Annotated in this window: 18 protein-coding genes and 1 tRNA gene; 11 read left to right on the top strand and 8 right to left on the bottom strand. The window is 65.0% G+C overall.

The features are described from left to right. Positions 1-86: 86 nt before the first annotated feature. Positions 87-479, bottom strand: coding sequence for a hypothetical protein (locus VF168_11830; protein ID HEX7004863.1), 393 nt, complete (start codon positions 477-479; stop codon positions 87-89). Between the two features lie 248 nt (positions 480-727). Here VF168_11830 and VF168_11825 point away from each other — a divergent pair, with 248 nt between their 5' ends. The 3 genes from VF168_11825 to trxA all read left to right on the top strand — a co-directional run bounded on the left by VF168_11825 (position 728) and on the right by trxA (position 3,446). Continuing rightward, complete coding sequence (locus tag VF168_11825; GenBank protein ID HEX7004862.1) at positions 728-1,861, top strand: CofH family radical SAM protein; 1,134 nt, start codon at positions 728-730, stop codon at positions 1,859-1,861. A 10-nt stretch (positions 1,862-1,871) separates the two neighbouring features. Next, on the top strand, positions 1,872-3,026 hold the full coding sequence (locus tag VF168_11820; protein HEX7004861.1) for an amidohydrolase family protein: 1,155 nt from the start codon (positions 1,872-1,874) through the stop codon (positions 3,024-3,026). Positions 3,027-3,107: 81 nt separating this feature from the next. Further along, positions 3,108-3,446, top strand: coding sequence for a thioredoxin (gene trxA / locus VF168_11815; protein ID HEX7004860.1), 339 nt, complete (start codon positions 3,108-3,110; stop codon positions 3,444-3,446). 69 nt (positions 3,447-3,515) lie between these two features. On the opposite strand, the gene VF168_11810 is transcribed toward trxA, so the two are convergent. From VF168_11810 to VF168_11800, 3 genes are read right to left on the bottom strand one after another with little or no spacing between them, the layout of a single operon-like run. After that, positions 3,516-5,738, bottom strand: a complete 2,223-nt coding sequence (locus VF168_11810) for a DUF3352 domain-containing protein (protein HEX7004859.1) — start codon at positions 5,736-5,738, stop codon at positions 3,516-3,518. A 55-nt stretch (positions 5,739-5,793) separates the two neighbouring features. Continuing rightward, positions 5,794-6,144: a hypothetical protein gene (locus tag VF168_11805; protein ID HEX7004858.1), complete on the bottom strand. Its 351-nt coding sequence runs from the start codon at positions 6,142-6,144 to the stop codon at positions 5,794-5,796. A 49-nt stretch (positions 6,145-6,193) separates the two neighbouring features. Continuing rightward, positions 6,194-6,883 carry a hypothetical protein gene (locus tag VF168_11800; protein HEX7004857.1) on the bottom strand — a complete coding sequence of 230 codons (690 nt, stop codon included), beginning with the start codon at positions 6,881-6,883 and terminating at the stop codon, positions 6,194-6,196. A gap of 64 nt (positions 6,884-6,947) precedes the next feature. Between VF168_11800 and acnA the strand changes: the two genes are divergently transcribed. From acnA to mfd, 8 genes are all read left to right on the top strand, one after another. Next, positions 6,948-9,680 (top strand): aconitate hydratase AcnA, encoded by a 2,733-nt coding sequence (gene acnA, locus VF168_11795; protein ID HEX7004856.1) that lies wholly within the window; start codon positions 6,948-6,950, stop codon positions 9,678-9,680. A gap of 147 nt (positions 9,681-9,827) precedes the next feature. Continuing rightward, positions 9,828-10,247, top strand: a complete 420-nt coding sequence (locus VF168_11790; protein ID HEX7004855.1) for a hypothetical protein — start codon at positions 9,828-9,830, stop codon at positions 10,245-10,247. Between the two features lie 163 nt (positions 10,248-10,410). Further along, on the top strand, positions 10,411-11,529 hold the full coding sequence (locus VF168_11785) for a SpoIID/LytB domain-containing protein (protein HEX7004854.1): 1,119 nt from the start codon (positions 10,411-10,413) through the stop codon (positions 11,527-11,529). 15 nt (positions 11,530-11,544) lie between these two features. Next, the gene (locus tag VF168_11780; GenBank protein HEX7004853.1) at positions 11,545-11,778 is read left to right on the top strand and encodes a hypothetical protein; all 234 of its coding nucleotides are present in this window, start codon (positions 11,545-11,547) and stop codon (positions 11,776-11,778) included. Between the two features lie 98 nt (positions 11,779-11,876). Then, complete coding sequence (locus VF168_11775) at positions 11,877-12,038, top strand: hypothetical protein (GenBank protein HEX7004852.1); 162 nt, start codon at positions 11,877-11,879, stop codon at positions 12,036-12,038. Between the two features lie 9 nt (positions 12,039-12,047). Further along, complete coding sequence (locus tag VF168_11770; protein HEX7004851.1) at positions 12,048-12,254, top strand: hypothetical protein; 207 nt, start codon at positions 12,048-12,050, stop codon at positions 12,252-12,254. A gap of 2 nt (positions 12,255-12,256) precedes the next feature. Next, the gene (gene rsmI / locus VF168_11765; GenBank protein HEX7004850.1) at positions 12,257-13,090 is read left to right on the top strand and encodes a 16S rRNA (cytidine(1402)-2'-O)-methyltransferase; all 834 of its coding nucleotides are present in this window, start codon (positions 12,257-12,259) and stop codon (positions 13,088-13,090) included. A 72-nt stretch (positions 13,091-13,162) separates the two neighbouring features. After that, on the top strand, positions 13,163-16,198 hold the full coding sequence (gene mfd / locus VF168_11760) for a transcription-repair coupling factor (protein HEX7004849.1): 3,036 nt from the start codon (positions 13,163-13,165) through the stop codon (positions 16,196-16,198). A gap of 72 nt (positions 16,199-16,270) precedes the next feature. Here mfd and VF168_11755 read toward each other — a convergent pair whose 3' ends face one another. The 4 genes from VF168_11755 to VF168_11740 all read right to left on the bottom strand — a co-directional run bounded on the left by VF168_11755 (position 16,271) and on the right by VF168_11740 (position 18,414). Beyond that, on the bottom strand, positions 16,271-16,783 hold the full coding sequence (locus VF168_11755; protein ID HEX7004848.1) for a hypothetical protein: 513 nt from the start codon (positions 16,781-16,783) through the stop codon (positions 16,271-16,273). A 168-nt stretch (positions 16,784-16,951) separates the two neighbouring features. Beyond that, positions 16,952-17,302, bottom strand: coding sequence for a GIY-YIG nuclease family protein (locus VF168_11750; protein HEX7004847.1), 351 nt, complete (start codon positions 17,300-17,302; stop codon positions 16,952-16,954). Between the two features lie 16 nt (positions 17,303-17,318). Then, positions 17,319-18,266, bottom strand: a complete 948-nt coding sequence (gene era, locus VF168_11745; protein HEX7004846.1) for a GTPase Era — start codon at positions 18,264-18,266, stop codon at positions 17,319-17,321. Positions 18,267-18,337: 71 nt separating this feature from the next. Further along, positions 18,338-18,414, bottom strand: a tRNA-Met gene (locus VF168_11740). Positions 18,415-18,442 lie beyond the last annotated feature (28 nt).

The raw sequence follows: 18,442 nt of genomic DNA, 5'->3' as shown, positions 1-18,442 counted from the left end.
AGGCGTTGGCCACTCCTTCAGTCTCGCGTTCGTCCTGTTCTCTCTACCTCGTCGACCGAAGTCCCTTCATACGGACGGAGGACGACTTAGGATCGGCACTTCGTGCCAACGACGGCGTACCCCTCCTCGACAGTTTGCAGGTGGCTCTCCATGGACTCGATCTGTCGGGAGGTTCCGAAGAATACGACTCGGGTCGTGCGGACTTCCATCGAGAGCGGCAAGCGCCTTTCGTACAAGAGGGAGCCATCGGCGCACTTGTCACCCGTAGGGAACAGATGGGCGACTCCCGCGGCATCATTGGTCGTGGTCACCTCCACGAACTCGCAGATCGTCCGCCCATTCTCGAAGACGCAATCCTCCTCGTTGAAGGGCGGCGGTTCCCCCTGGGCCCACTCCGGTGGTGCCGCGAACGCGAGCGAGGTGAGAGCTACAAGGATCAGAATGAATGCAAGACGGTGTGCGTTTGTCGCACGTTTCATTGCTCTACCTCCTTCCTGAACGTCCACAACCAGCCGATATCGCGAGGCACGATACAAATCGGCCTACTGTGGTGAGGCTTACGATAGGGGCACTGTTCTGACGGAAAACTTACAGAATCCTTACTCGCGTTAAATCCTTCACACGGCCAGTCAAAGGGGAGCCTCGTTCTCGTGCGGGGAGAGAAGCTGCGGTTCGCTAGTGCCCTGCGAGATCAGGAGGTCTCGTAGGCCGGTGCTATGCTCGCGCCATGGATCTGCTCTCCCGGGCGGCCGCCGGCGAGCGGCTGGACGCGAAAGACGCTGTCGAACTCTATGACCTGCCGCTCTTCGAACTGGCCGCCGCCGCCGATGCGGCGAGGCGTTCGCGGACGACTCCCGATGAGGTCTCCTACCTGATCGACCGCAACATCAACTACTCGAACGTCTGCAATGTCGGCTGTTCGTTCTGCGGTTTCTACAGGACCGGTCGTCAGTCCGACGCCTACGTCCATACGTACGACGAGATAGGTGAGAAAGTCCGCGAACTCGAGGCATTGGGCGGCACCCGCATCCTCATGCAGGGCGGAGTTCACCCCGATCTGCCTTTCGACTGGTACCTGAACCTGCTCCGCTACCTGAAGGAACATCACTCGAGAGTGCGAATCGAGGCGTTCAGCCCAGAGGAGATCAAGGGGATGGTCAAGCTCACCGGGATGTCGAGCCTGGAGGTCCTCGAGAAGCTCCAGTCTGCGGGCCTCGACGGACTGCCGGGAGGTGGCGGTGAGATCCTCGTAGACGAAGTTCGGCATGCCCGTCATGTCGCTCCCGCGCGCATCTCGGCGGACGAGTGGATCGCGGTCATGGACGACGCGCAAAGCCTGGGTCTCTACACGACGGCCACGATGGTCATCGGGTTCGGTGAGACGAAAGAGCAGCGTGTCGAGAGCATGTTGCGGGTTCGAGACCAGCAGGACAGGGCGCTAACGACGCACCCTAACGCCTTCAGCGCTTTCATATCCTGGACACTGCAAACGAAGGGCGTGCGGATCGAGGGCAAAGCACCCGGCGCCGGCTCTCACGAGTACCTCCAGAACCTGGCGGTGAGCCGCCTCGTGCTCGACAACATCCAGAACTTCCAGGCCTCCTGGCCGACTATGGGTTACAAGGTCGCCCAGACGGCCCTTTTTTTCGGCGCCAACGACTTCGGATCTACCATGCTCGAGGAGAACGTCGTATCTCAGGCCGGTGCCAAGCATCGCGCTACCGCGGAAGCGGAGATCATCCGCCAGATAGTCCTGGCAGGTTTCAAGCCTGTGCAGCGCGACAGCGATTACAACATCATCGCCCGGCCCGATGTAAGCGCCTGGCAAGAGCCTCAGCAGGTCGCGGCCCAGGCCTCCTGACGTCGACGAAGTGCAGAGGAGCCTGCTGAGCGCGCCCATCGTCTACAACGGCCTGGGCAACCCGAGGCGAGACGGAGCGGTCGTCGTGCAGGAGGCGCTCGGGGAGAGGACGGTTGCCGCCGTGGGGGATGCAGCGGAGTTGCGCGGCGCTTTCCCCGATGCGAACGTCGAGGAGTACCCGTTCGCCCTCTCGCCGGCACCGGTGAACGCCCACACTCACCTCGACCTGAGCAACATGGGATTCAACCGGTCTTCCTACGAGGAGTTCATCAGCGCCGTGATCGCCCACTCTCGGGGCGGAGCCCGGTCGCTGGAGAGCGCCGAACTCGGGGTGGCGGAGCTCCTTGGTACGGGCACGACGGTAGTCGGCGACATCGTCACTCGCGAGGAGGTGATGCACTTCCTGCTCGGCCACGAACGACTCGAAGGCGTCGCCTACTGGGAGGTGCTCGGCGCGGACCCGAACGATGCCGAGAGGATCCTCAACGAGACCGAAGCGCGCCTGCTCGAGTTCAAGAAGCTCGAGAGGTCGGGGGGGATGCGAGTCGGCCTCTCGCCCCACACTCCGCACACGGTGAGCGCGCCGCTTCTGAAGGGCCTCGCCCAGCTCGCTCGCCGGCTGGGGCTGCCGATGCAGATCCACGTGGCCGAAGCCGCAGGCGAGCTGGCCCTGCATCGGGACGGAAGCGGTCCGCTGGCGAGGGCCATGGAGAACTGGTTGCCGCCGGAATGGAAGCCCTCCGGACTCACGCCGGTCTGTCTGCTGGAGAGCCTAGGCGTCCTCGACGCCTCGCCGACCCTGGTCCACATGGTTCACGTGACCGACGAGGAGATCGCTCTCGTCCAGAGGCACGCTTGCACCGTCGTTCACTGCCCCCGTTCGAACGAGGCGCTGGGCTGCGGGCGCTTCCCCTGGGAGCGTTACGCCAGGCAGGGAGTGACGGTCGCCCTCGGCACCGATTCGCGCGGCTCGAGCCCTACTCTCTCGGTGGAAGATGAAGTCTATGCGGCTCTGGAGCAGCACGGCGAGAGAGCGGGAGCGCAGGCCCTCGTTCGGGCAGCCGTCAAGGGAGGGTACCGGGCATTAGGGTTGCATCCGCCACGGTTCGTGCGTGGCGACGATGCCGGCGGCATCCACCGGTGGACTGGACCGGGACGGCAGTAGCATCTTCGGCCTGCAGAGGAGCGTGTTCACGGTATGACATGAGCAGGCCGGACGCCGCACTACTCTGGCCCTGGAGGAGCCATGTCTGAGAACACAGTCACTATTACCGATGAGAACTTCGAGGACGTGACCCGCGAAGGTCTCACCCTGGTGGACTTCTGGGCCCCCTGGTGCGGACCTTGCCGTATGGTCGCCCCCGTGGTCGAAGAGTTGGCAGAGCAGTACGAGGGTCGTATGCGGGTCGGCAAGCTGAACGTCGACGAGAACCCGCAGACGGCCATGAAGTTCCGCGTCATGTCCATCCCCACGGTCATCCTGTTCAAGGATGGTGAAGCCGTGGAAACGATGGTAGGCGCCGCGCCGAAGAATGCCTACGAAGCGAGGCTCGAGCGGCACGTGGGGCAGTCCACGGTCTCCTGAGCGAAGGCCGATCTCGACGAATCGCCGCCGGTCCAGTCGTTGGATCCGGCGGCGTTCCTTGGGGAAGCTTCAGTGGCCGAGGCTGGTTTCGCTCCTGCTGTAGAGCACCGACCCACCGGTGACTGTATAGCCCACCGTCGTTCCGACGTGCTCTGCGACGATATCGAGTGCTTCGGCGGGTAGTTCGGTGACGGTCAGGATCTCGGCGAAGGTCGGCAGGGGAGTGGCCGCTTCGGGCCTGGCGATGCTGACCCGCTCGACCTCGACCGCGAGCTGGTAGTTGCCGGCCGAAACTCCGCCGAACGACGTCACCTGCAGCGCCAACTCGGATCCCTCCGGGACGGTGAAAACGATCTCGGAACGCGACGTGTCCGGCATGTCGTCGTTGTACTCGAGCACGACCTGCTCCGCGAGGTCGATGAGACTGAGGGCGGTATCGAATTCGTTGCTGGCGAGTTCGGCCGTGACCTCGTCGCCGGCCTCGAGGCCCTCCAGACGGTAGAGGTCCGAAAGCTCACCGTCGATGTACGGGTCACCCGCTGCTTCATCCAGAGCACCCGTGACCATCACGGCCGGGTCTCGTACCTGCAAAGTCTGCGGCTCTACCTCAGCTGTGGATATCGGCCAAAGCGGAACCGGCTCCTCTGCCCCCGCGTCCTCCAGGCCTACTGCAGCCACCTGAAGTCCGAACGCCAATGGCTGCGCGGCCAGGCGGAGCAGCTCCGCGAACCCCTCGATCTGGGCCGCGCTCTGCCGTACCCAGACCGCCTGGGCGTCCTCCGGCGTGGAGCGCACCGCCTCGCGGTACAGCGGTCGCGACACCATCCCCGGATCTCCGAGGAAGGTGTCGATGACCGCTTCTATGCTCCTGGAGGGGTGGGCGAGCACGAGGTGGTTACCTATCAGTCCGACGCCGAGGTCGAGGTTGACCGAGGCCTGGATGCGGTCGTATTCGAAGTTCCGGTACTCCACCTTGCGTAGGGCTACGGGGAACTCCGGGGCAGCCTCGTCAGGGAGTCGTTCCCCGAGCGCGCGTTCGATCCGGTCGAGGGCCGCGGAAGCCTCGGCTTCTGACGTTACCGGGATCATGAACAGCTGTCCCGGTCCGTAGAGTAGCGTCCTGAGGTCGGTGTCCACCGCCCCGAGTACGGCCGCGTGGACCTCCTCGCCCAACCAGTCGAACAGGTCTCGGTCGAGGTCGAGACCGAGTTCGTTGCGGAGCAGGGCACGGAGGTCTAGTGCGTCCTCCGATAGGGCGAGCCAACCCTCCAGGTACTCGAGCGATGCCTCGAGGGGAAGCCGACTGGAGGAGGCGGCCAGCGCATCGGCCGGGATGAGGAAGGGGGTACTCGCGAGACAGGTGTCGCAGAGTAGCAGCTGGGCCAGCTCCCGATCGGGGCCGTTCGGGTCGACCTCGATCGCCCACTCGGTCACCATCCTTGAGTCGGCGGCGCTCCACTGGGCAGCGATGCTCCGTACGGTAAGCAGAGCGTCGCGGGCCCGGGCTGCGAGCGCCTGGTCGGTTTCCGACGGGCCGGCGAACAACTCGAGGAGGCGGATGAAAGCCGGGGGTCGTATGGCGACGCCAAGGTAGGTCTCGTTCCGTTCGAACCGTTCGAACGAGCCCAGGAGTTCCGCCCCGGTGCTCGTACCCGCCGCCCTGTCCAGGACCGACAGCAGCAGGGATGGAGCGGTCGCTGCCACTATGAGGCCATCGTCCGTAACGGTAGCGACGAGTGAGCCGCCTGCGCCCAGGTGGTAGAGATCGACGGTGCCGACGCTCGACTCGCTGCTGCTCACGACCGAAGCGCACTCCGCCAGCGCCGACCTCAAACCTTCGAGGGCCGAGGCAGGCGGCGATTCCAGTCGAACGACCGCCGTCAGTGAAGGCATCACACCGTCGATCTCGATCGCGAGCAGGCCCTCCATCGGCGGCAGCCAGCGGCCGTCTGACAGCCGTGAGAGAGGTTCCCGGAGTGCCGGACAGCTCCCCTCGAACGCCGTATCGAGCGCTCCTGCTCCTCCGGGGCCGGCCAGCAGGTCGGAGAGGCCCTCCAACTCGGCGGAACTGGCGGCGAGCGACTTAAGCGTCCGGGCGGCGGCCTGCCATTCGAGCTGGGCCAGGTCACGACGCAGCTCGGCGAACGGGGCGCCGCCGCTGCCGAATGCGAATGCGACCGCGGTATCGGGGGGCGCCAGTTCGGCCAGGGGCAACTGGGCGAACGCCGGAGCGAACAGGGCCAGGCACCCTGCGAGGGCGAGTGAGCGAACGGACCGAGGTTTGATCACCATCTCTCCACTCCCGAGTCCCATCAGGGGCTCGCAACTACTTTCGTCGTCGTCAAGATTATCCGCTCGAGCTGGCGGGCATCACTCCGCGAGGACTGACCAGCCACGCCTCGCCGGGATTCTCGTCGTCGGTGAAACGCAGCCGGTAACTGGACTCGCTGAACTCCTCGAGGGTCCACCTCACTCCGCGGGGCAGCTCGAGGTCGACGAGGGCGTTGGTCGTGTAGCTGCCTGTCTGCAGGTAGCCGATCTCCATCCGGTGGTAGGCGAGCTGGGCCGTGCGCTCGAGCTCGCTCGAAGCGTCACCGGAAGCAGGTGCGGCGGTAGGAGCGCAGGCGCCGAGGAGCGTGACCAGGGCCACTATCCAGGGAACGACGGCCATACGGGGTGTTGAGTGTGACTTCGGCATGCTCGATGGTACTGCTACTGCTGCTCACCGAATAGTCGAGCCGGATGCCCTACTCGGCAACCGGCGCCATCGCCAGGTGGACGATGTAGCGCTGAGCGCCCTCCTTCTGCTGATAGCGTTTGAGCAGCGCGAACATCTCCTGCTGCAACGCCTTGGCGTCCTCGAAATCGAGGTAGACCCGCTCCCGCCAGGCCGATAGCACGGCTGGCCCCTCGGGGTCGAGGGTGGTGTAGTTCTTGTCGGGGGTTATCGCCGTCTGGATCTGGAGTCGTCCGCGCGAGTCCCGGTAGATCCGGGTGCCCCACTCCCCCACGTATTCGAACCTGGCGCGCACGACGTTCTCTCTCAGCAACTTCTCCCAGTACGCCTCACGTTCGGCCAGCGCCGCCTCCAGTGATTCGGCCGAGGTGGCGTCGAACGGTATGAAGAAGGTGTCGGCGGCGCTGCGGTAGAGCTTCATGGGCCGGCCCTGGCGGGGGATGCGCTCGTACTCGACCAGGATCCCGGCTTCGAGCAGGCGTCGTACCCGGGAGAGCACGGTGTTCGGCTTCTCGCCGGTCTCGCGTGCTGCCTGCGCCACACTCACGGCCCGGCCCAGGAACGGTTCGAGTTGCCGGAGAGTGGCGGGGTCGGTGAGTAGGTCCGCCATCCGGCGGTCCTGCACGACCATCACGCCTGCTACCGGTCGGCCGCTGGCTGTCCGCGGCTCAGGCCTTCTATGTGATGTGCGGTCTTTCATATCATCTAGGATAGGCCGACACTGGAGTCAGTAAACGCGCAGAGACCCCGAAGGAGCATCCTCGATGGCACAGACCAGACCGATAAACTCGTTCGACGCTCGTGAGTTGCTCGACACCGGCTCGGGTCGGGCCTACTACTACCGTCTGTCGAAGCTCCAGGAACAGGGCGTGGGCAGGATCGACCGGTTGCCCTTCTCGATAAAGGTGCTGCTCGAGTCGCTGCTACGCAACGAGAACGGCTACGACGTCACCGCCGAAGACATCGAGCGGCTGGCGGCTTACGACGCTGCCCAGCCCGCTCAGGTCGAGATTCCGTTCAAACCGGCGCGAGTGATCCTGCAGGATTTCACCGGTGTGCCGGCCGTGGTGGACCTCGCCGCCCTGCGCAGCGCCATGCAGCGGCTGGGGGGTGACCCCAAGCGGATCAACCCCCAGATCCCCGTCGATCTCGTCATCGATCACTCGGTGCAGGTCGACGAGTACGACTCGCCGCTCGCGCTCGCCAACAACGCCGCGATCGAGTTCCAACGGAATCGCGAACGGTACGAGTTCCTCCGCTGGGGCCAGGCCGCTTTCGACAACTTCAACGTGGTGCCACCAGCTTCGGGCATCGTCCACCAGGTCAATCTCGAGTACCTGGCCAAAGGCGTGCTCAGCCAGCCGCACGTCGACGGCACCGTCATCTACCCCGACTCGCTAGTAGGCACCGATTCGCACACGACCATGATCAACGGCATCGGAGTGGTCGGTTGGGGTGTTGGCGGGATAGAAGCCGAGGCGGTGATGCTGGGCCAGCCCATCTACATGCTCACACCCGAAGTAGTGGGCTTCAAGGTGGTAGGCAAGCTGCCGGAAGGGTCGACCGCGACAGACCTTGCCCTCGCCGTAACCCAGCTGCTGCGCAAGCAGGGCGTAGTTGGCAAGTTCGTCGAGTTCTACGGACCGGGACTCTCGACCATGACGGTGCCCGACCGGGCGACGATCGGTAACATGGCGCCCGAGTACGGGGCGACCATGGGCTTCTTCCCGGTCGACGAGGAGACGCTTCGCTACCTGCGTCAGACCGGCCGTCTGCCCGATGAGGTCGAAGCCGTCGAACGCTACACGAAGGCACAGGGTCTATTCCGCACTGACGACACGCCCGACCCGCTCTTCCAGGAGACCATCGAGCTCGACCTGTCGACGGTCCAGCCCTCCCTCGCGGGCCCCAAGCGCCCACAGGACCGCATCCTGCTGACCGACATGAAACGCACCTTCCAGGAGGACCTGCGCAAGCCTGTCGACAAGCGCGGGTACGCACTCGGTGAGCAACAGCTGGTGAAGAAGGCCAAGCTGACGATCGACGGCACCGAGTCCGAAATCACCCACGGGGACGTGGTGATCGCAGCCATCACCTCCTGCACCAACACCTCCAACCCGTCGGTGATGCTGGCCGCCGGGCTGGTCGCCAAGAAAGCGGTCGAAGCGGGATTGGATACCAAGCCGTACGTGAAGACGAGCCTGGCACCCGGTTCCAAGGTAGTCACCGAGTACCTGACCGACGCCGGCCTGATGCCCTACCTCGAACAGCTCGGCTTCTACCTGGTCGGCTACGGCTGCACCACTTGCATCGGCAACTCGGGACCCCTCCCGGAACCCGTCGTCGAGGCCATCGAGAAAGCCGACCTGGTCGCCGCCAGCGTCCTCTCCGGCAACCGCAACTTCGAGGGTCGGATCAACCCCCACGTCAAGGCCAACTACCTCGCCTCTCCGCCCCTGGTGGTCGCCTACGCGATCGCCGGAACCGTGGACATCGACCTGGTCAACGAACCTCTGGGCAAGGGCAAGGATGGTCGGGACGTCTACCTCGCCGACATCTGGCCGACCTTCGAGGACATCACCGAGCAACTCGAGAACGCCATGCGCCCGGAGACGTTCGCACGCATCTATGAGGGGATCGAACGCTCCAACGAAGAGTGGAACAAAATCCCCGTAAAGGGTGGCGAGATCTTCGCCTGGGACGAAGATTCCACCTACATCCAGGAGCCGCCCTTCTTCGTCGACATGAGTACCGAGCCGCAGCCGATCGAGCCGATCTCGGGTGCGAGGGTGCTGGCGAAGGTCGGCGATTCGGTTACCACCGACCACATCTCACCGGCCGGTGCCATCGGCCCCGACACTCCCGCCGGTAAGTATCTGATCGAGAACGGCGTGAGCCAGAAGGACTTCAACTCGTACGGTTCGAGGCGCGGCAACGACCGGGTGATGACGCGCGGCACATTCGCCAACATCCGGCTCAAGAACCAGCTGGCTCCGGGCACCGAGGGCGGCTGGACCACCGACTTCACCACCGGCGAGGTCACCAGCATCTACGAGGCCAGCCGCAACTACATCGACAAGGGGATCCCTACGGTCGTCCTTGCCGGGGTCGATTACGGGATGGGCTCGAGCCGCGACTGGGCCGCCAAGGGCACCTACCTCCTGGGCGTCAGCGCCGTCATCGCCACCAGCTTCGAGCGCATCCACCGCTCGAACCTGGTAGGTATGGGAGTGCTTCCGCTGCAGTTCAAGCCCGGTGAGGATGCGAAGTCGCTGGGACTGACCGGCGAGGAGGCCTTCGACATCGAGATCGACGACACGCTGCAGCCGCGCCAGGATGTGAACGTGCGTTTCACCCGACCGGACGGCAGCACCGGCAGCTTCACCGTCACCTGTCGGGTGGATACCCCGGTGGAGATCGACTACTACCGCAACGGGGGGATCTTGCATTTCGTGCTCCGGAACATGCATCGCGTGGAGGAGCAGACGAGGGCCTGAGCCTCGCCCGGGTCTCTGAGCGAGCCATTCGAAGAGGAAGAGGGCCGGCGCCTACCGTGTCGCCGGCCCTCTTCTTTCGGTACGCCTAAAACGCACGTTTGACATGTTTCTCAACGGCCGGGCGCAACCGTTCCTATACTTGGTCACGTGCGCGACTTCCTCGTCACCTGCATCGTCCTGGGCGTCATCTTCTTCGCCGTGGGAGAGTGGCGTGGCTGGTACGTGGGAATAGCCTCCCAGACCCCGATGTACGTCTATAAGAAGGACTACGTGGCGGAGGCCACCCGCAAGACGATCAACAGCGACAGCCTCCCATTCGAGGTGTCCGGTAGCGTCCAGCAGGGGAGGGTCACCGTCGCGGTCTTCTACGAGAGGCCCTTCTCGTATCAGACCGGCGTGCCGGCGCTGCCCGAAGTGAAGGTCTTCGAACAGACCTACGGCCGTGGAGAACGGATAGCCCTCGACCAGGTCCTCGCCGAGGGACGCGGCATCTACAGCGTCCAGCTCCAGTTCGAAGACGCCACGGGACTCTTCCGGGTGAGCCTGCCTACTGCGGCCGAACTGTAAGAGCGAGACCCCAAAGAACGGGCATCTGACGGCGCCTCCACCGGGGCGCCAGCCCACCCCTATAACCCTGCGAAAAGCTGCTCCTGGAGAGGTCTCTCACACCCCGATCCTTGTGGAAAATCCCGGTCCGTGAGCAGCTTCTCCTAACCGATAATTGCCCACGATGTCTCCCCGTTCGGTCGTGTGCCGCGTCCTCGTCATGCTCCTCCTCGGTTCTTCTGCGTATGCCCAGGAGGTCCAGGTGCGGGTCCTGCTCGAGCGGGCGCACGACGAGGTGAGGATCCACATCGACGAGGGCCACCGTGGTTACGCCGACGGCGCCCTCATCTTCGACACCAGCCTGGGCATTGCCTGGCCGATCGATTCGGTCGCGAGTGAGATCAACGTCGACGGGATGCGGGTGGGCCGTTCGTTCATGCTCGCGCCCCACAGCGGGGTGGTGGAGTGGGATGGCAGCACCTACCGCGGCGCCCTCAGGTTCGTAGCGGATGGCGACGAACTGCTCGTCGTCAACGTCCTCGGCCTGGAGGAGTACCTGCGCGGGGTAGTTCCAGCCGAGATGGCCGCGGCCTGGCCACTCGAGGCGCTCAAAGCCCAGTCGGTGGCTTCGCGGACCTACACCCTCATCTCGCTCGAGCCGACGGAACCTTTCGATATCTGCGCCACCGTCGAGTGCCAGGCGTACGACGGCGTCGCCGCCGAACACCGACGCAGCGACACGGCCATAGCCCAGACCGCCGGTCTCGTGCTCACCTACGGCGGCGAGTTCGCACACACCTACTACCACTCCGATTCCGGGGGTGAACTCGCTTCGAGCGCCGAGGTGTGGGGAACGCCCTACCCGTACCTGGCTTCGAGGGTCGACGTCACCTCGACTACTCCCCACCGACACTGGCGACACGTGATCGACCCTGACCGCATGGGACGCACCCTCGCGACGCTCGGGCACCACGTCGGCACGGTCCGCAGCCTGCGAGTGCTCGCCTACAGCGAGTCGGGCAGGGTCTTGAGAGCAGAGGTTGCCGGCAGCGAGGGCCAGATCATCCTCGGCGGATCCACCCTCACCTCACTGCTTCGCGAAAGTGGCTTCAAGTCCACGAGATTCACCATGGTCGGCGACCTCGTCGCTCGCGGCGACGGCTTCGGTCACGGGGTGGGGATGAGCCAGTACGGCGCCCGCTCGCTGGCTCGTGCCGGTTATGGCTTCGAACAGATACTTCGCTTCTACTACCCCGATACCTTGCTTCAGCGACTAGCGCCCGCGCACGCGGACGGCAGCTGAGCCCCCGGAGGCAGGATGAACTGGCAGCAGAGCATTCACGACGTGCGTAAGGCGCACCTACGCGCTTCTCAGGCCGAGTTGGCCCGCGAGTGGCACATGGCCACACACCACTACCTCTACTGTTACGAACAGTCGCGGTTGGCCCGAGACCTGCGAGCGGTACGCTTCTTCGCCGCCAAGCTGAGTCACTCGTACAGGGCGATGGGTCTCGGGAGCAAAGCGAGCTACTACCGCTCGCTCGCGGGCTGACGAAATCGAGTCAGTTGACCCGCTACCCTTGCCATGCGGGCTATAACTGCTAGGCTTGGAACAGGTTGAGCAGGGAACGGCGTAACGGATATGCGGGCATGCCGGCGCTACTTGTCGCCGCTGCCTTCACCCTGCCGCTGCTCGGTCGCGCCGTCGAGTGGTTGGGCCTACCTCGCGAGATGCGGATCGCCCTGCCCGTGCTCATCGGGGTGGCAGCTCTGGCGGGGGTGGAGCAGACACGTCGGGCCAACCGAAAGTAGGAGGGGTCCATGCGAGCGTACAAAGGGGTCGTTCGACAGGGCCAAGTCATGCTCGTCGAAGGCGCTCGGCTGCCCGAGGGGGCGGTCGTGACGGTGACCATCGGCGAAGCGGAGTACATCAGGGCGACGCTCCGTAACGCTTTGCGTCGCAACTCCCGCAAACGCTCACGTCCCCGGGTCCTGCGGCCCGTTTTCGACTCCAAGATGCCCGAGTAGGCGTGGGCAAGCTTGTCCTCGTACCGACCCCGATAGGAAACCTGCAGGACATGACGTTCAGGGCCATCGAGGCGCTCAAGGCTGCCGATGCGGTCGCGGCGGAGGACACCCGCCACAGTCGCAAACTGCTCGATCACTTCGGGGTCGACCGGCCCCTCGTCCGTCTGGACGCTCACACGATAGGAGATCGCGGAAGGCGGGTGCTCGAGCAGTACCAGAACCTCGCCTTCGTTACGGACGCCGGTACTCCCGGCATATCCGATCCCGGGGCGGAGCTGGTTTCGCTGGCGCTCGAACTCGACTTCGAGGTGGAGGCGTTGCCGGGGGCGACAGCCTTCGTGCCCGCCCTGGTGATATCGGGATTACCCCTGGCGAGGTTCACCTTCGAAGGCTTCCTGCCGCGCAAAGGGAGAGCGCGCCGAGAGCGCTTGCAGGCCATCGCCTCCTCCAACGCCACCTCGGTCCTCTACGAGTCGCCACGTCGTCTGGGGACCACCCTAAGTGAGTTGGCGAAGGTGTGTGGTGAAGCGCGCCAGGCCTCGGTGAGCCGGGAACTGAGCAAGCGGTTCGAGACGACCTACCGTGGCTCGCTGGCAAGCCTCGCCCAGCGACTCGGTTCGGACGAGGTGAAGGGCGAGGTGGTGATCGTGGTGGGCCCGGCCCCCGAGCATCCCGAGGAGCAGGCGGGCGATTATCGGGTCGAGGCGCGGTCGCTCGCCCGCGAGGGCCTCTCCGGGAAGGACCTTCGCAGGGCGCTGGCGGCGCTCGGCGCTCCCCGGAACCTCGCCTACCAGCTCGCACTGGAAGCCGAAGCGGAGCGCCGGGAAGAGGCGTAAGACGTCGGTCGGCGGGACCAGCGAGTAGAATGACGCCGCCTGCCCCGCCCTCCGGGGTAGATGCGCTTCACTATGACCAGACCCAGCACAGTAGTCACAGAGAAAGGCACCGGCCGTCGGCTCCTCGGGGTTCCGAGCGTGGCGCGGCTGGCGTTGTTCGCCAGGCATACCGGGCCAGCGGTCGTCCTCACCACGGCGGAGAGGCTGGAGTACTTCGCCGACACCGCCGTGTTCGCGGCGAAGCGATCGATAGACCCCGGACTGGCCGACTGGTTCGAACGTGCCGAGAAGGTAGTGCTGAGCCTGGACCAGGCGGTCAAGGCGTTCCCGGCAGATCCCGAGCGGTACCGGTTCGAGCTGCGGGTGGGCGGCAGCTACCCCCGCGACGAACTCCAGGAGAGGCTCGAGAAGAGCGGCTACGGGCGGGACGAACTGCCCGGTTACACCGTCCGAGGCGACACGATCACCGTGCACCGGAACGGTGAAGTGGCCGAGGACGAACTCAAGCTCGAATTCTTCGGCGACGAACTCGATCGGTTGCTGCTTGGCGACGTTCCCCTCGACAGCTTCGCGATCGCGCCGTTGCCGGGTTCCGGCGTCGAGGACGAGGGCGACTGGACGGCCCGGTTGCTCGAGAAGCTTCCCGGCACGGTCTTCCTCGACTCGCCGGAACTGGTGACTGGGGAGCTGGGGAGCGACCGGGCCGGCTGGTTGTGGCAGCATCTGAAGGAGCGCGATGTCGTCTCCTTCGGACGAGACCCCCTCGAACTCGAGGTGGCCGATTCCGGACTCGAGCCCCTCGGTTATTACCGTGGGCGCCTCTCCGAGTTCAGTGCCGATGCCGAACGGTGGCTGGCCGATGGTTACAGCGTTACCCTGCTCCTGAAGTTCGAGCGGAGCGGCCGCTACCTGCGCGAGCGGGTCATCGACCACCTGGAGAGCCGCTGGGCAAACAGGGTGGAGCACCGTCCGGGGGTAGTGGGCCTGGCCATCGCCCCTGAAACCGCCGGCGGCTACCGTGACGACGAGAGCCGCGAGGTGGTCCTCACCGAGGAACTCCTCTACGGTCACCAGGGCGGACGCAAGCTCAAGCGGCTGCCGGGTCGCTCGCTACGGGACGCTGCCCAACTGTCGGTGGGCGACTACCTGATCCATCCCGATCACGGGATCGGACGGTTCCTGGGGCTCGAGCCGCGCCAGGTGGTGGGCGTCACCCGCGACTACCTGATCCTGCGCTACGCGGGCGAGGGGAAGCTCTACCTGCCGGTGGAGCAGCTGCCGCTCCTGCGGCGACACCCCGGCACCACCGACGATCCTCCGCGGCTCTCCACGTTGGGCACCAACGAGTGGGCGAGGGCCAGGGAGAAGGCGCGAGCCAGCGCCCAGGAGCTGGCGGCTGAGCTCATAAAGACGTACGCCGAGCGTCAGGTGACTCCCGGAGTGGCGTTGCCCGAACTGCCCGACTGGGACCGGCTCATCGCCGAGAACTTCCCGTTCACCCTCACCGGCGACCAGGCCCAGGCGATCGAGGCGACGCTGGCAGACATGGCCCGGCCCGTACCGATGGATCGGCTGATCTCGGGCGACGTGGGCTTCGGCAAGACCGAGGTGGCTATCAGGGCGGCTCACAGGGCTGTGGGTCACAGCCGCCAGGCCGTGATGCTGGTACCCACCACCGTGCTTGCCAAGCAGCACTACGAAACCATCGCGGAGCGCTTCCGCGAACTGCCGGTCGAGGTGCGGATGCTCTCCCGGTTCACGAGCGACCGGGAGGCGGCCGAAACACTTAGAGGGCTAGCCGACGGCTCCGTCGACATCGTCGTGGGTACTCACCGACTCCTCTCGGAGTCGGTGGTGTTCAAGCAGCTGGGTCTGCTGGTCATCGACGAGGAGCATCGCTTCGGGGTTGGACAGAAGGAGCGGCTCAAGTCGCTCAGGGCGAACCTCGACGTGCTCTCGCTGTCGGCCACCCCGATCCCTCGGACCCTCTACATGAGCCTCGTCGGCCTCCGCGACGTGTCCCAGATAATGACTCCACCCGAGGGCCGCAAGCCCATCCAGACGGTGCTGCAACCGTACGATCCGGTTGCGGTGCGGGAAGCGATCCTGTTCGAACTGGAGCGAGGCGGCAAGACCTACTACATCCACGACCGAGTCGGTTCCATGGGCATGCGCGCGAGGACGCTCCAGCAGCTGGTGCCCGAAGCGCGCATCGGAGTGGCACACGGGCAGATGGATGGCGACGACCTCGAGGAGGTGATGCTCGCGTTCGAAGATGGCGCCTATGACGTGCTACTGGCCACCACCATCGTCGAATCGGGCCTCGACATCAGCGGTGCCAACACGCTCATCATCGAGCGGGCCGACCGCCTTGGCCTGGCCCAGCTCTACCAACTTAGAGGACGGGTGGGCAGGCGCGAGACCGAAGCCTGGGCCCACCTCTTCTACCCGGGACGGCTAACCGAGCAGGCCCAGCGCCGCCTCTACGCCATCGCCGAGCTGAACGACCTGGGGAGTGGTCACCTGCTCGCCGAGAAGGACATGGAGATCCGTGGCGTGGGCAATCTGCTGGGCCCAGAACAGCACGGCCAGATAAACGCGGTCTCCCTCGAGGTCTACACGGAGATGTTGGCCGAGGAGATCGCCAAACTGAAGGGCGAGAAGAAGTCCGAGGAGCGTCCAGCCGTTGCCGTGGACCTCAACCTCGACGCGCGCCTGAGCCCCAGCTATATCCAGGACGACGACCAACGGATCGCCTTCTACGGACGCTTCGCCGAGACCGACAGTCTGGCAGAGGTGGGCCGCATCGCCCGTGAGATGCGCGAGTCGTATGGACCGTTGCCGCCTGGGGTCAAGGCGTTCGTCGAACTGGTCAAGCTGAGGCTCCTGGCTGCCGAGCGCGGTGTCGTTTCGATCAAAGAACACATGACGGATATCGAGATCGCCTTCGGGGACGACTCGGTAGACTACGACTCGCGGGCGATAAGGGAGTTGCCGTTCAGCGTCGAACCTACTCGTTACCCGCCCGGCTTCTCTCTGAAGAAGCGAGGGCTGGCGGCCGAGGACACGCCCGCTGCCGTCAGCAGGGTCCTATACGCCTGCGCCTGAACAGGGGCCCCTGGCAATATGCAAAAGGAAGCGCCCGGACCGGAATCCGGGCGCTGCTGTCTACCGATTCGTTCAGAAGTGGTAGTTGAAGCCGATCTTGGCGTTCACGCCGAAAGGATCACCGGCGCCGAAGTTGAGGGCCGGACCTACCTCGGCGAAGACGCCGCCCTCGGGGAAGCCGGCGTCGAAGAGACGGTACTCGCCACCGAACATCAGGCCCACGCCGAATCCGGTGTCCATTCCGTCGACAGCGTCAAGCTCGCCGAACCGAACCGCTACCCCGCCTCCGGCGTAGACGTCGACCGGAGTAGCACCGGTGTCCACGGGCAGGTCGAAGAGTACGTCGGCACCGACGCCGAAGGCGCCGCCGAAGCCGGCCGTGATGTTACCCCGCAGGTCCATGCCCTCGGAGAAGAGGTCCTCGGCTCCGAAGTGGAAGTTCACGCCGAAGGGATAGCCGAAGGAGGCGCCTGCCCAGTACTGGTCGCCCAAGTCGACATCGGCGTCGGTCGTCACGATCTGTGCGAAAGCAGCGCCGAATCCCAGTACGGAGATGGCCAGCAGTGAAACGATGAACTTACGCATTTAGTCCCTCCAAGGTCTGGTGAGAAGAGAAGCCTGCTCCTCCCTCGTCTCGAAGGTTTATAGCACAATGTAACAACTGCCACAAGTAGGGTTGTTCACAAACTTTCCCGATATTCATCGGCTTTTCGGGGCACGCTACAATTTCTCTACCGGCTCCTCCGAGCGTTCTCACTCGTCGCTGCTCCGCTCCGCGTAGCGCCTCCGGGCATCCCTTTCGAGTGGCTTGGCACGGTTGCACCGGGGCAACTCCCCGTACGCTTCCTGGTGCTGCGACAGCAGCCGCGCCTCCTCTGCTCGTGGGATGCGGCTGTAGGAGTAACGCCAGTAACGACCCGCGTCCGAGACGCAGGGGCTGCGCGCCAGATGCTGACGCAATCGGTTAGGCACGTCCCGTGCCGATTGGCCGATGTAGATCGTCCGTTTCTCCCCGTCGGCGATCTCGTAGACGCCGGGCATGGCCTCCCGGCCCCGTGGTGCGGGAAGGTCGGAGAGCGAACGCCAGCGGGCGGCTATCGGCACGACCGCCGACTTTCCATCAGTTCTCCAGGCCCAGCTCCCGAAGGGCTTCGGGATCTTCGCGCCAGTTCCTGCGGACGACCACCTCGAGGTCTAGGTAGAGACGGCGGTTGACGAAGATCTCGAGTTGCTTCCGGGCGGTCCGGCCGATCTCCTTGATCATCGAACCCTGCTTGCCGATAACCATCCCTCGGTGGTTCTGCTTCTCCACCCATATCTCGGCAGTGATCACATCGGGTCCCTCGCCTTCCGCGTCCTCCCAGCTCGTCACGTTCACCGCGACGGCGTAGGGAAGCTCGTCCCGCAGGTGAGTCATGGCGCTCTCGCGGATGAGCTCCGCCGCCCACGCCTCACGTGACTGGTCGCTGCGGATGTTCTCGGGGAAGAAGAAGGGGGCCTCTGGAAGGAGTTCGAAGAGGTCGTGTCGCAGCTCGTATACCGCCTCTGGATCGTTGAGCGCCGAGAGCTTGTAGACCCTGTCTGTCCTGGTCAGATCGCTGTAGAGGTCGAGGGCTTCATCCGGGTACCGGGCCGCGTCCAGCTTGTTGCCCACCAGCCAGATGGGCGTTTCCGGATCGATGCCGTTCAGTAGCCGGGCGACGTCGCGGTCTTCATCCCCCGGCGGGCGCCGCAGGTCGACCACCCAGAGGACCACCTCTACGTCCACGAGGGCGCCGCGCACCTCTCTGCCCATGTACTCGTCGAGTGCCGTGGGGCCCTTCGTGCGGTGCAGGCCCGGGGTGTCGACGAAGACCAGCTGCCGATCCTCCTCGGTGTAGATCCCCCGCACGCCCCTCCGCGTCGTCTGGGGCTTCGGCGTTATGGGAGCGACCTTCACGCCGAGGATGGTGTTCAGCAGCGTCGACTTGCCCACGTTGGGCTTGCCGAGGATAGCCACGAAACCGGAGTGGGTGACGCGAGGGGTGTCGTTGGCCGGGGTGGGATCGGTGGGCAGGTGATCAGACATCTCGTCTCCATAGTCGTTCAGCAGTCGTTACAAAATCGAACGGGCCCCGAACTTCGGGGCCCGCTGCGCTTTGGTTGCGGGGGCTGGATTTGAACCAGCGACCTTCGGGTTATGAGCCCGACGAGCTACCAGACTGCTCCACCCCGCGGCGGCGCAGACACAAGGGTAACGCGGCC

The organism is Trueperaceae bacterium, from assembly GCA_036381595.1.
Classification (GTDB): Bacteria; Deinococcota; Deinococci; order Deinococcales; family Trueperaceae; genus DASVCN01.
This window is presented reverse-complemented; position numbering and strand designations above follow the sequence as displayed.

Bases quoted from the DNA above. Each gene is read 5' to 3' on its own strand.
- VF168_11830 (HEX7004863.1), bottom strand. From the start codon at position 479: ATGAAACGTGCGACAAACGCACACCGTCTTGCATTCATTCTGATCCTT.
- VF168_11825 (HEX7004862.1), top strand. From the start codon at position 728: ATGGATCTGCTCTCCCGGGCGGCCGCCGGCGAGCGGCTGGACGCGAAA.
- trxA (HEX7004860.1), top strand. From the start codon at position 3,108: ATGTCTGAGAACACAGTCACTATTACCGATGAGAACTTCGAGGACGTG.
- VF168_11810 (HEX7004859.1), bottom strand. From the start codon at position 5,738: ATGGTGATCAAACCTCGGTCCGTTCGCTCACTCGCCCTCGCAGGGTGC.
- VF168_11805 (HEX7004858.1), bottom strand. From the start codon at position 6,144: ATGCCGAAGTCACACTCAACACCCCGTATGGCCGTCGTTCCCTGGATA.
- VF168_11800 (HEX7004857.1), bottom strand. From the start codon at position 6,883: ATGAAAGACCGCACATCACATAGAAGGCCTGAGCCGCGGACAGCCAGC.
- acnA (HEX7004856.1), top strand. From the start codon at position 6,948: ATGGCACAGACCAGACCGATAAACTCGTTCGACGCTCGTGAGTTGCTC.
- VF168_11785 (HEX7004854.1), top strand. From the start codon at position 10,411: ATGTCTCCCCGTTCGGTCGTGTGCCGCGTCCTCGTCATGCTCCTCCTC.
- VF168_11780 (HEX7004853.1), top strand. From the start codon at position 11,545: ATGAACTGGCAGCAGAGCATTCACGACGTGCGTAAGGCGCACCTACGC.
- VF168_11775 (HEX7004852.1), top strand. From the start codon at position 11,877: ATGCCGGCGCTACTTGTCGCCGCTGCCTTCACCCTGCCGCTGCTCGGT.
- VF168_11770 (HEX7004851.1), top strand. From the start codon at position 12,048: ATGCGAGCGTACAAAGGGGTCGTTCGACAGGGCCAAGTCATGCTCGTC.
- mfd (HEX7004849.1), top strand. From the start codon at position 13,163: ATGACCAGACCCAGCACAGTAGTCACAGAGAAAGGCACCGGCCGTCGG.
- VF168_11755 (HEX7004848.1), bottom strand. From the start codon at position 16,783: ATGCGTAAGTTCATCGTTTCACTGCTGGCCATCTCCGTACTGGGATTC.
- era (HEX7004846.1), bottom strand. From the start codon at position 18,266: ATGTCTGATCACCTGCCCACCGATCCCACCCCGGCCAACGACACCCCT.